Annotated in this window: 12 protein-coding genes; 6 read left to right on the top strand and 6 right to left on the bottom strand. The window is 60.0% G+C overall.

The window, feature by feature from the left end:
- Positions 1 to 101: 101 nt before the first annotated feature.
- Positions 102 to 521: an RNA polymerase-binding protein DksA gene (gene dksA, locus AAE029_RS06085; RefSeq protein ID WP_371071898.1), complete on the bottom strand. Its 420-nt coding sequence runs from the start codon at positions 519 to 521 to the stop codon at positions 102 to 104.
- 292 nt (positions 522 to 813) lie between these two features.
- Here dksA and AAE029_RS06080 point away from each other — a divergent pair, with 292 nt between their 5' ends.
- The 4 genes from AAE029_RS06080 (at position 814) to AAE029_RS06065 (ending at position 4826) form a co-directional block, all read left to right on the top strand.
- Positions 814 to 1314, top strand: a complete 501-nt coding sequence (locus AAE029_RS06080; protein WP_371071897.1) for a histidine phosphatase family protein — start codon at positions 814 to 816, stop codon at positions 1312 to 1314.
- A gap of 174 nt (positions 1315 to 1488) precedes the next feature.
- Positions 1489 to 2967, top strand: coding sequence for a YcjX family protein (locus AAE029_RS06075; protein ID WP_371071896.1), 1479 nt, complete (start codon positions 1489 to 1491; stop codon positions 2965 to 2967).
- On the top strand, positions 2964 to 4076 hold the full coding sequence (locus tag AAE029_RS06070) for a YcjF family protein (RefSeq protein ID WP_371071895.1): 1113 nt from the start codon (positions 2964 to 2966) through the stop codon (positions 4074 to 4076). The genes AAE029_RS06075 and AAE029_RS06070 overlap by 4 nt, the downstream gene beginning before the upstream one ends.
- Positions 4077 to 4277: 201 nt before the next feature.
- Positions 4278 to 4826, top strand: a complete 549-nt coding sequence (locus AAE029_RS06065) for a hypothetical protein (protein ID WP_371071894.1) — start codon at positions 4278 to 4280, stop codon at positions 4824 to 4826.
- Between the two features lie 61 nt (positions 4827 to 4887).
- On the opposite strand, the gene folK is transcribed toward AAE029_RS06065, so the two are convergent.
- The 3 genes from folK to folP are packed head-to-tail and all read right to left on the bottom strand — an operon-like array spanning position 4888 to position 6630.
- Complete coding sequence (gene folK, locus AAE029_RS06060; protein ID WP_371072115.1) at positions 4888 to 5406, bottom strand: 2-amino-4-hydroxy-6-hydroxymethyldihydropteridine diphosphokinase; 519 nt, start codon at positions 5404 to 5406, stop codon at positions 4888 to 4890.
- On the bottom strand, positions 5399 to 5767 hold the full coding sequence (gene folB, locus AAE029_RS06055; protein WP_371071893.1) for a dihydroneopterin aldolase: 369 nt from the start codon (positions 5765 to 5767) through the stop codon (positions 5399 to 5401). Before folB ends, folK begins: the two co-directional genes overlap by 8 nt.
- Positions 5764 to 6630, bottom strand: a complete 867-nt coding sequence (folP, locus tag AAE029_RS06050; RefSeq protein ID WP_371071892.1) for a dihydropteroate synthase — start codon at positions 6628 to 6630, stop codon at positions 5764 to 5766. The genes folB and folP overlap by 4 nt, the downstream gene beginning before the upstream one ends.
- A 103-nt stretch (positions 6631 to 6733) precedes the next feature.
- On the opposite strand from folP, the gene AAE029_RS06045 reads away from it, so the two are divergent.
- The gene (locus AAE029_RS06045; protein WP_371071891.1) at positions 6734 to 7360 is read left to right on the top strand and encodes a DUF922 domain-containing Zn-dependent protease; all 627 of its coding nucleotides are present in this window, start codon (positions 6734 to 6736) and stop codon (positions 7358 to 7360) included.
- Positions 7361 to 7655: 295 nt separating this feature from the next.
- On the opposite strand, the gene AAE029_RS06040 is transcribed toward AAE029_RS06045, so the two are convergent.
- Together AAE029_RS06040 and AAE029_RS06035 are read right to left on the bottom strand one after the other, a co-directional pair.
- A complete protein-coding gene (locus tag AAE029_RS06040) occupies positions 7656 to 7976 on the bottom strand; it encodes a 2Fe-2S iron-sulfur cluster-binding protein (protein WP_371071890.1) in 321 nt (106 codons plus the stop codon).
- Positions 7977 to 8219: 243 nt separating this feature from the next.
- Entirely contained in the window at positions 8220 to 8591 is a 372-nt protein-coding gene (locus AAE029_RS06035) for an Hpt domain-containing protein (RefSeq protein ID WP_371071889.1), read from the bottom strand.
- A gap of 477 nt (positions 8592 to 9068) precedes the next feature.
- Here AAE029_RS06035 and AAE029_RS06030 point away from each other — a divergent pair, with 477 nt between their 5' ends.
- Entirely contained in the window at positions 9069 to 15389 is a 6321-nt protein-coding gene (locus tag AAE029_RS06030) for a hypothetical protein (RefSeq protein WP_371071888.1), read from the top strand.
- Positions 15390 to 15448: the final 59 nt, after the last annotated feature.

Here is a 15448-nt window from a genome sequence, read left to right as displayed (position 1 = left end):
ACGGCATGCCCGAAGACAACAGCGTCTTCAGCGTCTTCATCTCACAAAATAGAAAGGCACGGCGAATGCCGTGCCTCGACTATTGATCCCGGAAATGCGGGTTATTCGTCGCGATAGACCTTTTCACGCCGCTCGTGGCGCTCCTGCGCCTCGATGGACAGCGTTGCGATCGGTCGCGCATCGAGCCGCTTCAGTCCGATCGGCTCGCCGGTTTCCTCGCAATAGCCGTAGGTGCCGTCCTCGATCCGCTGCAGCGCGGCATCGATCTTCGAGATCAGCTTGCGCTGGCGATCACGCGCTCGGAGTTCGATTGCCCTGTCTGTTTCGGAGGACGCCCTGTCGGCGAGGTCGGGATGATTGGCGCTTTCCTCAGCTAGATGGTCGAGAGTCTCGCGCGCTTCTCTGAGGATATCGTTTTTCCAGGCAATTAACTTAGCGCGGAAATATGCCTTCTGATTTACGTTCATGAACTCCTCGTCTTCCGAGGGAACGTAACTGCTAAGATCGATCTTCTCACTCAACGCGATTCTCCTGAAGAACATCTCATCTGGCGGGTGTATATCCCAACCGCATGTAGTGATTCAAGCCAAATACGATAGGTAAACAGATTTTTAAATCTGTCATAAAAATCGGCTAAGGCACTATTTTTTCAGCACTTATTCGTGGAGCTAATTCAAGCGCAACTTGCGAGCCGATCTTTGACTACTTGTCGCATCGCGCGGCTGCCGGGCATCAACTCGGGCGCTGTAGTTGACGGAGCTGAAGCTGAGAATGTAGTGAATGGGCCATTTCGTGTTCGGAATTTTTTGTCGAATGGTCGCCATTTCGCCTCCGCCATATCGAATTTATTTGCTGCGACATGCCGAGGCTGGATGGGCGCGGCCCGGAGAGCGTGATTTCGATCGCGCACTCAGCGCAAACGGATTTGCGGAAGCTGAGATTGTCGCCGATATCGCATCGGACAGAGGCTACAGGCCAGACCTCGTCATCAGTTCGACGGCCGTTCGCTGCCGACAGACGGCCGACGCAATCCGTCGGGTGATGGATCCGGACGTGGAGTTCCGTTTCGTCGACGAACTCTACAACGCATCGCTTCCTGTTTATATTGAGATCCTGCAATCCCAGAGGGGCGCGAACGCCATCATGCTGATCGGCCATAATCCGGTGATGGAACAGACACTTGAGGCGCTGATAGGCCACGAAGCGCTTTGCAAGGCGTTGCCCAACGGATATCCGACGGCGGGCCTTGCTATCGTCGACGCGCCTTCAAGCCCAGGATTGGCTTGGACTCTGAAAGAACTCTTGACGGAATAATCCGACGACGGTCTCGGCATGCGAAGCGAACCGCAAGGCGGCGCAAGAAATTTCCGGATAGGCAGTGTTGCAAACGAAAATCAGCCATGACCGGCGTTCTGCAATACCCGTCTCGAAATTTCTTTCCTCATTGCATAAATCATATGGACTTAGCTTTCATTCCGGGATCCCGCCTTGCCGCCAAGCCTGACCACCTTTACCGACGACGCGCGGATCGCGCTTGACAATCTGGCCGACCGAGCCGTGGGTCTCGTCAATCCGGCAATACGCCTCGGCGTGACGGGCCTCTCCCGTTCCGGCAAGACGGTCTTCATTTCCTCGCTTATCCATAACCTGCTGCATAACGGGCGCCTGCCGCTGTTCGAGGCGCTGCAGTCGGGTCGGATCTCTTCCGCCCGTCTCGAACCGCAGCCGGATGATGCGGTCCCCCGTTTTCAGTATGAGGATCATATCCGGGCGCTGGTGAAGGAGCGCGTGTGGCCCGATTCCACGCGGGCGATTTCGGAGTTGCGCATTACCCTCGATTATCAGAGTGCAAGCGGCTGGAACCGGCTGTTTTCTCCCGGCCGGCTCTCCATCGATATCGTCGACTATCCCGGGGAATGGCTTTTGGACCTGCCGTTGCTCGCCAAAGACTACCGAACCTTCAGCGAGGAAACGGTAGCGCTTGCCCGAAGCGGCGTTCGCTCCGAACTTTCGGGGAACTGGCTTGCTGCGACGGGTGCCGTTGATGTCAACGCGCCTGCGGACGAGATGCTTGTCCGGGATTTGAATGCAGCCTTTGCCGCCTATCTGCAGGCCTGCAAATCCGACGAGCGCTCGCTTTCCACCCTTCCGCCGGGCCGGTTCCTGCTGCCAGGCGACCTTGAAGGCTCTCCTGCCCTGACATTTGCGCCGCTCGCCGATTTACCGCCGGCCGCCAAGGCACCGAGGGGATCGCTGTGGGCGATGATGGAGCGCCGCTATGAAGCCTATAAGTCTGTGGTGATCAAGCCGTTCTTCCGCGAACATTTCGCGCGGCTCGATCGCCAGATCGTGCTTGTCGACGCGCTGCAGGCTCTCAACCGCGGCCCGGAAGCGGTCCAGGATCTGGAACGCGCTCTGACGGACGTGCTTGCCTGTTTCCGTCCCGGTCACAATTCCTTCTTCTCTTCCTTTCTCGGCCGCCGGATCGACCGGGTGCTGGTGGCGGCAACCAAGGCCGACCATCTTCATCATGAAAGCCATGACCGGCTGGAAGCGCTGACCCGCCGGTTGGTCGAGCGCGCCATCCAGCGCATCGGCATGGCTGGCGCCGGCATTGACGTCATGGCGCTGGCCTCCGTTCGCGCCACGCGAGAAGCAACCGTCAAGCGCGAGGGACACACGCTTCCGGTAATTGTCGGAACGCCCATGGCGGGAGAAACGATCGGCGGAGAGCGCTTCGACGGTACGCGCAAGACCGCGATATTTCCGGGAGACCTTCCGGAAGATCCGGAAACATTGTTCAAGAGCCTTGAATCCGACCCCGCAAACGTCCAATTGCCGGAAGTGAATGTCGTGCGCTTTCGTCCGCCCGAGATTGAGGAGACGGGCGGCGGCATCAAGCTCTCGGTGCCGCATATCAGGCTCGATCGCGCCATGCAGTTTCTGTTCGGGGATCGCCTCGCATGATAAAATCCAGTTCCCAGAATCCCGAGAGACCGCATCCTGAGAAACCGCATCGCCGCCCCGCCGCCTTTTCTTTCGAGCCGGAGGCAACCGCCGATGCGGCGCCCAGCCTGACAGCCCCCAAATCCCCGCTCCGTTCACCGCAGAGCTTCGAGGGCGACGTGATCCTCACCCCGGATGAAGAGGACCCGTTTCTGACCCCGCCCGAAGCGACGAACGATTTGGACCTTCCGGTCGCTGCGCCGCGTCGCCGCCAGTTTTCCTTCGCCAGGATCGCGCTTGGCGCTTTCGGTATCCTGATTTCGCTCGCGATTGGTCTGTGGACGGATCGCCTGATCCGCGATCTGTTCACCCGTGCCGACTGGCTGGGCTATGCCGCGCTTGCAGTGCTTGCGATCGGTATTCTTGCCGTCATCGCCGTTGTTCTGCGTGAGGTGGCCGGCATGATGCGGCTTGCTGCGGTGCAGACCATCAAGGTGGAGGCAGAAGCCGCCATTATCGAGACCCGTCCAGCCAGGGCGCGCGCTTTGGTGAACCGGCTGTCGGGCCTCCTTTCATCAAAGCCCGCGACGGCCAAGGGACGGGCAACGCTGAAAGCGGCCGAGGACGACATCATCGACGCGCCGCATCTCGTCGCTCTTGCTGAACGCGAGTTGCTGGCGCCTCTCGACCGGCAGGCGCGCGCCCTCATCCTCAACGCTTCGAAACGCGTTTCCATTGTCACGGCCGTCAGCCCTCGTGCCCTCGTCGATCTCCTTTATGTCCTTTATGAATCGGCGCGGCTTGTGCGTGCTATGGCTGATCTGTACGGCGGCCGGCCGGGAACGCTGGGCATGATACGCCTGATGCGCGACGTCATCGCCCATCTTGCCGTCACCGGCTCTATCGCCGCGGGTGACAGCCTAGTGCAGCAGGTGCTCGGCCATGGCCTGGCATCTAAACTTTCGGCCCGGCTCGGTGAGGGCGTCATCAACGGCCTCATGACGGCAAGAATCGGTATCGCGGCGATGGATCTCTGCCGCCCCCTGCCCTTCAAAGCGCTGAAGCGACCGGGAATCGGCGATTTCATCAGTGATCTGACGCCTACGATGACCGGCCGCAATAACCCGTAGATCGACGCGCCAGAAGGCAATAGGGTGACGGGGAAGCGACAGGCATCGCTCATTATTCTGACCGGCGTCCTGAGATCGCGCGGAACAGCATCCTTCCAACAGCTGGCTGCCGCGGCTATTTTAGCGGTCGCGGAAACCAACTGTTAACCATTATCCGGCAAAACTCACATTAGTTCGGATGCGGTTCGCCAAGGAAAACTCATGTACTCGCGCAAGTTCCTTATTGCATGCGGCCTGGCCGCCGCAGCGTTTTTTTCTCTCACCGATGTCGCTTCCATGGCCAATGCTGCCTCCCGCGACAAAGCCTTCTTCGAATCCGTAGCCGGCACGTGGAGAGGTCCGGGCGAAATCGTGGCAGGCAAGTACAAGGGAACGAAGTTTACCTGCAACCTGGTCGGCGAGCCTATGGCGGACGCCGCGGGCATCAAGCTCGACGGGACTTGCCGCGTTGGCGTCTTCAAGCAACCGATGTCCGCAGTGATTTCCCAAACTGGCGGTACCTATACCGGCAAGTTTCTCGACGGTGCGGCCGGCAAGGGACTGGACGTAACTTCCGGCACCGTTAACGGCTCCACTGTCGTCGTCGGATTGAACCGTGCAAAGCTCAATGGCGCAATGATCGCGCGTCTGCAGGATGACAAGGCGATGAATGTGACTATTTCCGTCAAGGTCGAGGACAAGATGATCCCGGTCATCGGCCTTTCGCTGACGCGCCAGGTGGACGAGATCGCAGTCGGCGCGATCGAATAGGTCTCATCTTTATAATTTCATATCCAGAAGCGGCCTGAGAGCTTTTCCGGGCCGTTTTGTTTCAGGACCGTCGCCACCAGTTCTCGTTGTCTTCGGCGATCTGGATGCCTTCCATATCTGCCTCGCGCAGCCACTCGACCACCGTGCGGCCTTTGACCGTCAGGTCAGGCGCAAAATCCGCAAGCGGCATCAGCACGAAGCCCCTCTCCGTCATGCGCGGATGCGGGATTTCAAGTCGCGGGGTTGCCAGAAGGAGATCACCATAGGTGAGGATATCGATATCGAGCGTCCGCGGTCCCCAGCGTTCTTTTCGCTCGCGCTTCATCTCCTTCTCCACGCCGAGGCAGACATCGAGAAGAGCCTCGGGCTCGAGCGTCGTTTCGAGCTCTGCGCAGGCATTGAAGAAAAAGGATTGATCGGTCTTGCCCCAGGGCGGCGTACGATAAAGCCGTGAAACGGCGATAACGGCACAATCATCTCGCGCATCGAGGATTTGTAGCGCGGACGTCATCGCCCGGATCGGATCGCCAAGATTGCCGCCGAGCCCGAGGGTCGCACGCTGCGGTATGGCCTCAGGCAAAATGCTCAACACTCACCTGTACGTAATCGAGAACGCCCGGCACCGGCGCATTCGGTTTTCTCACGACGATCTTCGCCCGTTTTATCTGCGGGAAGCGAGCGCAGAGTGCCTTTGCAACATCGAGCGCCAGCGCCTCGATAAGGTAGCGCCTCTTACCCGTGACGATCTCCTGGATAACGTTGAAAGCGATACCGTAGTGGACGGTATCGTCAATGGAGTCAGTTTCGAGAGCATTGCCCGCGACGACGTCGAGTTCGGCATCGACGAAGAAGCGCTGTCCAAGAAATTCCTCCTCGTCATGGACACCATGACGAGCGAAGAAGGCGCAGTTCTGCAGGGTTATGGTATAGATGCTGCTCATAATGCCCCCTCTCCTGCCGTTGATCGGCGGGTCGCCAAGATGGCATCGGCGACAGCAAGGGCGTCCCTGTTGATTGCGACATTGTGTACGCGAAAGATCGCAGCACCTTTAAGGCGCAGGATCGCGCTGCTTGCCGCAGTGCCCACGTCCCTATCGGCCGCCTCCTGTTGCGTCGCAGCGCCGATGAACCGTTTGCGCGACGTCCCGACCAGCAAAGGCAGACCGAAGCGATGGAGTTCATGCAAGCGATCCATGAGTTCCAGGTTTTCCGTATGCTCCTTGGCAAAGCCGAAACCAGGATCGAGTACGATATGTTCCCGTCCGACGCCCGCAGCATCGGCAATTTCCAGTGATTTCCCGAGGAACGCGTCTTGATCATTGATGACGTCGGCAAGCTTGGTGCGCCCACGACCCGTGTGCATGATGCAAACTCCGGCACCAGCGGTGGCGGCTAGCGACGCGATGTCGGGGTCGCGCTGCAACCCGAAGACATCGTTGATGATGTGGGCGCCGGCGCTGATCGCCAGTCGCGCGGTTTCTGCATGATAGGTATCGATGGAAATCAGCGCGTCTGTCTGTGCACGCAGGGCTTCGATCACGGGCAGCACGCGTCCCTGCTCCTCGGACGGGCTGACTTCCACAGCCCCTGGACGGGTCGATTCTCCACCAATATCGATGATGTCAGCACCCTCGGACAAGCATTGCAGCGCGTGGTCTACCGCAGCTTCGACGTCGACGTAGCGTCCGCCATCCGAAAAAGAATCCGGCGTCACGTTGATGATCGCCATGATGGAGGCACGCGCGCCAAGCTCCAATGTGCGCCCATGCGCGACTTGCCATGATTGTGCGTGAATTCTGGTCACTTGGGATCCGTACAGTCCAGGAAACGAAAAATCCGAGGCGAATATTGCGCTCGCATCGGCTATGCCGCAAGCTCAGTCGAAGTTCAACCTGGTAGTGCCACGAATGCTGTCTGCATCCCGATATGTCCGCGTATTGCTTGCCATCCCCCTGTCGCTCGGTATCTGCGGGCCGGCGGCGTCGGAGGTCGTTGTCCGCAACTCCTATTCCTATTTCGATATCCGCGGAAAAACCGCCGATGATCTCGATCGCGAACTGGCAAAGCATGGTCCCTCGACCCAGGGCAATGACAATCGCCATCCCGGCGCCACCAGGATCCGTTTCGGCGGCGATGTCACCTATGCCCAACGCGGTGGCTGGTGCTATGTTGCAAACGTCCGGGTAACGGTCGACACACAGATCATAATGCCGAGATGGCGCAACCGCAGAAACGCCGAGAAGGATCTTTCCATCGTTTGGGATACACTGGCAAGCGACATCAAACGGCACGAGGAGCATCACGCGGAGATCGCGCGCAATCATGCAAGGGCGATGGAGAAGGAGATTCGCAAATTGCGCCCGCAGAGAAGTTGCGAGACCCTGCAGCGCAAGGTCGCAGACGAATCAACGCAGGCAATCGCAGCGCATGATCGGGACCAGGCTCGATTTGATCGGGTGGAGGCCGTCAATTTTCAGAACCGGATGACGCGGCTGCTCTATTATAGAATCAGACCGCGAACTGGCGGCGAATAATAGCCCAACATCGTGATCCCTTCCATTGAAATTGCCGGGAATCCCGCGAAACTTGTACGAGCGCCGACATAGACCCAGTGATTGATCGATCATTTTTCGTTCTGGAATGTTGTCGGGAACTAAAATATTATTATTCGAAAGCTCGTTGATTCGAACTTTTGTTACCAGGTTCTCCTGGCGCATTCCGAAGCCGCAGGCGTATTCCTCCCTCGCCTGTTGGTAATGCGCCCTCCTCGCCTCGCTCGTCGGTTCGAAGAGCGAGGCCCTTTTTTGCGGCTATGATCTTGCGGAAGGCCTATGCCTGGCGCTCTGGTACGTGCACGACGAGGCCGTCGAGTGCGGCCGTCAGACGGATCTGACAGGACAGGCGCGATGTCGGGCGGACTTCGAAGGCGAAATCGAGCATATCCTCTTCCATGGGTCCTGGAGGTCCGGCCTTCTCCGCCCAGCTTTCGTCGACATAAACGTGACAGGTCGCGCAGGCACAGGCGCCGCCGCATTCGGCCTCGATTCCAGGCACGGAGTTGCGAACGGCATTTTCCATCACAGTGGAGCCCTCGTCGGCATCAATGTCAAAACGCGTGCCGTCGAAGGCAACGATGGTCAGTTTCGTCATGTAACTGATTTCCGTATTCGTGAACGGGAGAGATTTGGATTTGTCTTCCAACAAATCTCGAAACCAGTCAACATCGACGCAAATCGAACCGATTGCCGCCGCCTTGGAAAAGCTTCTCTGCAGGCCCGGGTCTCTGCTTATGTGCGGACAAGAAAGTGAAAGAGCGTCCTATCAAAGACGCTCATGCATGTCGCACGGTTTAGGTTTAGGCACGACATGCATGGAGACAGCAGTCCGAAGCCCTTACCGGCAGAGTTTCAGAATGAAATTTTCCGCTTCAGCCACGGCGGCCCCAACGGATGCCATGCGCCCGGCATCGTTGATCGCGCCTTCCATGGCCTCGGCGGCTTGCGATACTCCAAAGGCGCCGACGGCGCTCGCGGCACCCTTGAGCCGGTGTGCAGCCGCCTGAACCCTGTCCGCCTCGCCGCTTGCAATTTCCTGCAGGCAGCCGCGCGCCTGTCGGGCAAACATCTGAAGCACCTCGATTTCAAGGGCCTTATCGCCCATTGTCTGCCTTGCGAGGTGAACCAGGTCGATCGGACGTGATTGCGACGGGCGCGGACCGCCTCGCGAATTGTCGGGTGCCTCGAAGGCGATGTTTAACGCTGTCATTTGCCAATTCTCCCGTCTATATATTCTTTGGTTGTCGCACTCTTGCGGCCGCCGCATGGCTGTCGAGTTAAATTCCGGCACATTCAGAGCGGAAATTTCGTGGTATGGTTAACATCCGTTAAACATCCCTAATTTATTGCTTTTTCAGCATGCCATTGATTTAAAAGATGTTAACAACCCGTTAAGCGTCGCCACTTCGCCCTATTGATTTAATTGTGTCGGCTCTGCGAATGTGTCACTACGATACGGGTATTCAGGGCTTGAGGCGGATGCCTTTGCCCATCGCGTGGATAGTGGTAATGTTTTGATACCATCCGTCTAAAAAGCGGCTATCTACTCTGAAATGCAATGGAAATCCCTCGTCGCTACAGGCCTGGGGGATGACTTGGCGGGCACCGACGGATTGGTTCCGAAACGAGGCGGGGATCCGGAATTGAGCGCGGCATGCCTGACCGGAAAGTAACGAGGCGTAACCGTATGGCGAACAATAAGCACAGCGAGTCGATTGAGGATAGAGCGTTCAGGGCCCTGGACGAGGCGCTGCAGATCGATTTCAGTGATGAGGGCGTAGAGCCTCGCGACACCGGCAGAAAGGCCAACGCCCCGGAGGCAAAATTGTCCGACACACCGAATCCGCGTGCCAAGTCGAACCAGGAGGAGGCCGCGCGCAGGACTGCAAGGAGTGCGCCCGCGGGCAGGGCCGAACCCGCGCCCAAGACACCTGCCTTCGAACCGGCTAACGATGCCACGAGGGTCAATCCCGCCACGATGCTGAGGTCCCTCGACGGCGGCTCGATGCGGTCGGCTATCCGCAACGCCACGATCGTTTCCGTGCTCTGGGTCATTGGCGGTATCGGGTTGATGTCCCTGCTCTATTCGCCGCAGATCTGGCAGATCCGCTCGGTAGCCGATCTGGTGGCGCTTCCGGGTGTGATCGCCGGTCTTGTCGGCATCATCGTCCCCGTACTGATGTTCTACGCCTTCTCCATCATGATTGCGCGGGCGCAGGACATGCGCAATGCGGCCCGATCGATGGCCGAGGTGGCGCTACGTCTCGCGGAGCCGGAAACCATTGCTTCCGACCGCATCATGACTGTCGGTCAGGCCGTGCGCCGCGAAGTCTCCGCCATGAACGAGGGAATCGAGCGCACGATCGCACGGGCAAGCGAACTCGAGACGCTGGTTCATTCCGAGGTGAATGCGCTGGAGCGCAGCTACGCAGACAATGAATTGCGCGTGCGCGGTCTTGTTCATGAACTCGGCTCCGAGCGTGAAGCCATCGTCAGCCATTCCGAGCGCATCCGTTCCTCGATCGTCGGCGTGCACGATCAGCTTAAAGAAGAACTGGCGCTGGCGACCGAAGAGATTGCAGTCCGGCTGGCCACCTCAGGCGAGGCATTTGCCTCGATGATCGATACGCGCTCGGCGGCACTGATGGAAAAGTCGGACTCGGCGATCCAGTCGCTCGGGACGCTGCTTGCCGCCAAGACGGATAATTTGCTTCAGGCACTGAATTCTTCCGGTTCGGCACTAGCATCTGAATTCGATTCCCGCCTCGGAGCGCTTTCGTCGGCGCTCAGCGAACGCGGTGCACAACTGCTTGGCCAGTTCGAGACGCGCGCGTCCACGCTTGATGTCAGTACGGAAAAGCTCAATGCCGCGCTCGACGAGCGCGCCCATCAGCTCAATGAAATCCTGATCGCCCGCACGCGCGAACTTAATGAGAGCCTGACGGGCGGCGGGCGCAGCATTAGCGGCACCTTGGACGACGTTCTTTCCAAGCTGAACAACGCCCTCGATGAAAGGGGCGCAAGCTTCCGTCAGAGCCTGCAGTCCAGTGTCGACAACGTCGTGATGGATCTTGACCTGCGTTCCGGCTTCTTCGAAGAACGGCTTCAGGGCACTGTCGCGCAGCTCTCCACGTCCTTCGACGAGCGCGTGGCCGAGTTTACGTCCGCCTTTGATAAGCGCGCCGGCTCGCTTGATACCAAGCTCATGGAAAGCCTGGCCCGCATCAACGAGACGCTTGCCGGCGGTTCGGATGCCATCGATGGCGTCCTCAATACGAGCATCGAGCGCATCGGTTCGGCGCTTACCGATCAGTCCTTCGCGCTTGCGACGGCGCTCGGCACGGGTCAAGAAGTGCTGGAAAATACCCTCAGTGGCAAGGTCGACGAGATTACCGGCGCTTTGGCCACCCGCACCGGCGAACTCACCTCCGCTCTGGAGGCGGCAAGCTCAGAGATTTCCTCGACGCTGGCCGGCAGAACAGCCGAATTCAACAACACGCTGGCAGTTCGCGCGGGCGAGCTCACGTCGGCTTTAGAGACGGCAAGCTCAGAGATTTCCTCGACGCTGGCGGGCAGAACGGCCGAATTCAACAACACGCTGGCAGTTCGTGCGGGCGAGCTCACCTCCGCTCTGGAGACGGCAAGTACCGAGATTTCCTCGACGCTGGCGGGCAGAACGGCCGAATTGAACAACACGCTGGCCGTTCGTGCGGGCGAACTCACCTCCGCTCTGGAGACGGCGAGTTCCGAGATTTCCTCGACGCTTGCAGATAGGGCGGCTCAATTCAACAGCACGCTGGCCACACGCACGGATGAACTGACCTCGGCGGTGGAGACGGCAACGTCTGAGATCGCGTCTGCGCTGGCCGGCGGAACGCGCGAGCTCAACAGTACGCTATCGGCACGTTCTGCGGAAATCACGTCCGCTCTGCAAACTGCCGCATCGGATATGTATTCAAGCTTCTCCGACAGCGCCAGCGAGCTCGGCGGAATGCTCACCGCGCGCTCCTATGAATTCACTTCGACACTGCGCAACACGGCATCCGAAGTTACATCCGCGCTCGCGTCCGGAACAGAGGAACTCACCACGGCTTTCGCAGGACGGACGGGTGCCCTGAACGACATGCTTTCCGCCCGAAGCGGCGAGATAGCACAGGCGCTCGGCTCCGCTCACGAGCGGATCGACGCCGTCATGGCTGAACGCAGCGGCGCGCTTTTCAATGCCCTTTCCGACAGCCAGTCCCGCTTCGAGCAGACGCTTGCCAGCCGCTCCGAGGCCATTATCAATACCGTATCGGGCAGCCACGAGCGGCTGTCGGATGCGCTTGACGAGAAGGCGATGGCGCTGGCGATTTCGTTCGATGACAGCCAGAGCCGCTTCGATCAGGCATTGGAGGCAAGGACGAATGCTATACTGGATACGGTCGCCGGCGCGGAGACCCGCATTGCGGAAGCATTCGGCGAGAAGGCTGAGGTAATCCATACCGCCTACACCCAGAACCAGCAGCGGCTCGACCGGTCGCTTGCCGATCACGCAGAGACGCTGTCTGGTGTGCTTGTCAGCGGCGGCGATCGTCTGCAGGAGGTTGTCGGTGGTTCGGCGTCGCGCATTGAGAGCGCCCTCTCCGACACGGCACGCCGTCTCGAAGATGCGGTCGGCGGCGGCGTGTCGAAGCTCGAGGACGGCCTTGTTTCCGCTCATGAACGCATCAGCAAGACGCTGCAGGATCGCACCGACGCGATCAATCTGACCCTCAACAGCGCGCACGCACAGATCAATGAGACGTTGTCCGATCAGGCGACCACCATTGGCACTTCCATCGCGACGAGCGTCGGTCTGCTCGAAATGTCTCTGGAGGATCATGAGGCATCGCTGCGCCAGACGATCGACAATGGCGCGAAGTCGCTCGAGGATCGTCTGCGTGACAGCGCCGGGCATCTTGCGGGTCGGTTCCAGGATGCCGCCGGAGAAATCTCGCGCTCGGCCGAAACCTTCTCTTCCAACCTCGATCAATCGATCGATAGCATGGCGAACCGTTTTGCCGAGACCGGATCCCGCGTGGAAACAAGTCTGTCGGCGCTCGAGAACCGGATTCGCGATGGCGTCGGTGGAATGGCCGATCAGGTGGACGCGGCTGGAAACAGGCTTTCAGAAACGCTCTCGGACGGCATTTCCCGTATGGGAACCATCGGAGACCAGGCCGCAGCTCGGGTGACGGCTGCGATCGACGACCGAGCCGCCGCTCTTGCTGCTGCTGTCGATGAACGGGCTGCCGCACTTGCCACCGCCATGGACGCCCGTGCGACAACCCTTGCGGAAACAATTGAAGGCCGCACCTCAAGCCTTACTCAGGCATTGGATACCGGCGGTGCGCGCATCGATGAACGACTGTCGACCATGGACCGGGCGTTGAATGTCGGCCTCGATGCCGTCAATCGGACGATCGAAGGCAAAGCAGCAGGTCTCGCTTCGACGCTGCGTAGCGCCGTTGCCGAGGCTGCACAGGGAATGGATAGCGAGGCGACCCGCACGGCAGAATTGCTTGGCCGGACGGGGCAGCAGTTTACGGAGCAGCTCGAAGCCAGAAGCGGCGAATTTACCCGTGTGATGGACGAGCGTTCGGAGCAGATCGTCGGCCGTGTGTCCGAGGCGCAGAACCGTCTGGCAAGCCAGGCAGCCGCTGTCGCACAGACGTTCTCGGAAGCCGGGAACGCGATCGTCAACAAGGTCGCGGAGGCGGAGGGCCTGGTCAATAATCAGGTCAGCGCCATTTCGCAGGCGCTATCGCAAGCCGGCGAATCGCTGGAATCCCGCAGCGAATCGATCCGTGCCACGATCTCAGGCAGCACGCAGGAGATTTCGGCGACGATGGCCGAGGTCGATCGCGCTCTGGAGGCTCGCAGCAGCGCCATCCGCTCGAATCTCGAAGAGCGGACCCGGGAACTCGACGACAAACTCACCGATGTCGACAAGGCCCTGGAGGCGCGTGGAAACGCGATCCGTTCCGTTCTCGACGAGCGTACACGTGAACTCAATTCCGTGCTCTCCGGACACACGAGCGAACTGTCACGCATTATTGACGAGAAAGCTCGTCCGGTCATCGACCGCTACGCTGAAACCGGAAAAGAGGCCGCCGAGCGCATTGCTGCGGCTGCACAGACGAGCGCGGAGCGCCTTCGTGCCGAAAATGCGACGCTTGTTGAGGCGATTGCCGCGCGCACCAATGATACCCTTGCCGCGATTACCGCCCGAACGCAGAATACCGCCAGCGCGGTCAATGCGATGGAGACGAGCCTCATCAGCAACGTCAACAGCCTCATCGAGCGGCTGGCGGAAAACAACAGTGCGATGGCGGCGATGATGAGCAAGGCCGCCGAAGACCTGACGGAGGTCGACGGCCGCCTCGGGAACACCACGACCCGCTTCACGGACTCGGCTGCCAAGGCTGCGGAAATGGTCTCGGCCTCGACCCGCCTTCTCGAAGGCAAGGTGGACCGTCTCTCCGACATCTCGGGACAGACGCTCGCACAAGTTGGCGGCATCATCGGCCGCTTCGACGAACATTCGAAGGTCCTGGGCCAGGCCTCCCAACTCCTGTCGGCGGCGCAGTCCAACCTCGTCTCGACACTCGAAGAACGTGAAGGCGCCCTTCAGAGCCTGGCGGTCGGCCTCGTGCAGCGCTCGGAGGAGATCGAGAACACCATGCGCATGTTGAGCAACATGGTGGAAAGCGCCTTCGAACGCGCCGAGCAGCGTTCGACCCAGGTCACAGGAAACCTGCGCCAGAGCGTACAGTCCTCGTTCTCCGATATCGGGCGGGTTCTCGCGGAAACCGAGAAGCGTGCGGAGGAGACGGCAACTGCAATGCGCGAAGCGCTCGCTCGGGCCGGGGAAGAGGCGAACCAGACGATCAACAACACGTTCACCAGCGCCGAACAGCGCTCTGGTGAATTGACCAACCGCTTGCGCGGTGGCCTGACAGCTTCACTCTCCGATGTCGAGCGCATGCTCGGTGAAGCAAACCGCGTCTCCGATAGCGCTGCACAACAGCTTCGTGAATCACTGCGTGAAGCCGTTGAAGAGGCGATCGGTCGCTTCTCTGGCGCCACCGACGAGATCCGTCGTTCCGCCGGCGAGATCCGCAAGGAGCTCGATCTGACACGCAGCGAACTGAAGCGCGGTGCGTTCGATCTACCGGAGGAAGCCAAGGAAAGCGCCGCTGCGATGCGTCGTGCCGTGGCCGAGCAGATCAAGGCGTTGCAGGATATTTCGCTTCTCGTCGGCCGCTCCACCCAGCAACTCGAAGTCTCCGAGCCGGTGGCCCGTTCGCTTGCCGAAATTCAGCCGGCACCACGGCCTTCGCGTCCGGCCCAGCCGACGGCGGCGGTGCCGCAGCCCGCTCCGCAGCCACAGCCGCAATCGGCCGAAGGCATGGGGCTGCGCGGCAGCATCTCTCCTGCGCCGGCGCGTGCCGCGCCGAGCCAGAATCGTCCGGCCGAGCCTGCAACGCCTGCCCGTCAGGAAACTGGCGGCTGGATCAGTGACCTGCTGCGCGGGGCCTCGCGCGACGAACTGCCAGAGGCCGCGGCCCGGGCGGCTCCGCAGATCACGCCGGCCCAACCGGCGCCCGCAGCCCGCAGCAGCGATAGCCGCAACCCGCGCCATGTGGTCGAATCGCTGAACTCGCTTTCCGTCGATATCGCTCGCGCGATTGATCACGACGCTTCCGTCGAGCTCTGGCGGCGCTACCAGCGCGGCGAACGCGATGTCTTTACCAGACGTCTGTACACGCTGAAGGGTCAGCAGACTTTTGACGAGATCAAGCGCAAGTATGATCGCGAGCCGGAATTCCGCACGGCTGTCGACCGCTACATCGGCGATTTCGAAAAGCTGCTGGCAGACGTTGCCAAGACCGACCGCGACCGGACGATCACTCAGTCCTATCTCACGTCGGATACGGGTAAGGTCTACACCATGCTCGCCCACGCCGCTGGCCGGTTGAGCTAAAAGCAACTAAAAATCTTAAGGAAAAAGGGCCGCCTTACAGGGCGGCCCTTTTGATGAAG

The organism is Sinorhizobium sp. CB7 (genome assembly GCF_041357635.1).
Lineage (GTDB): Bacteria > Pseudomonadota > Alphaproteobacteria > Rhizobiales > Rhizobiaceae > Rhizobium.
The sequence above is the reverse complement of the archived record's forward strand: the minus strand, read 5'-3'. Positions and strand labels throughout refer to the sequence as shown.

What these genes read in the sequence shown, in the direction of transcription:
- AAE029_RS06080 (WP_371071897.1), top strand. Translation starts at nt 814, where the DNA reads ATGGTCGCCATTTCGCCTCCGCCATATCGAATTTATTTGCTGCGACAT.
- AAE029_RS06070 (WP_371071895.1), top strand. Translation starts at nt 2,964, where the DNA reads ATGATAAAATCCAGTTCCCAGAATCCCGAGAGACCGCATCCTGAGAAA.
- AAE029_RS06065 (WP_371071894.1), top strand. Translation starts at nt 4,278, where the DNA reads ATGTACTCGCGCAAGTTCCTTATTGCATGCGGCCTGGCCGCCGCAGCG.
- folB (WP_371071893.1), bottom strand. Translation starts at nt 5,767, where the DNA reads ATGAGCAGCATCTATACCATAACCCTGCAGAACTGCGCCTTCTTCGCT.
- AAE029_RS06045 (WP_371071891.1), top strand. Translation starts at nt 6,734, where the DNA reads ATGCTGTCTGCATCCCGATATGTCCGCGTATTGCTTGCCATCCCCCTG.
- AAE029_RS06040 (WP_371071890.1), bottom strand. Translation starts at nt 7,976, where the DNA reads ATGACGAAACTGACCATCGTTGCCTTCGACGGCACGCGTTTTGACATT.
- AAE029_RS06035 (WP_371071889.1), bottom strand. Translation starts at nt 8,591, where the DNA reads ATGACAGCGTTAAACATCGCCTTCGAGGCACCCGACAATTCGCGAGGC.
- AAE029_RS06030 (WP_371071888.1), top strand. Translation starts at nt 9,069, where the DNA reads ATGGCGAACAATAAGCACAGCGAGTCGATTGAGGATAGAGCGTTCAGG.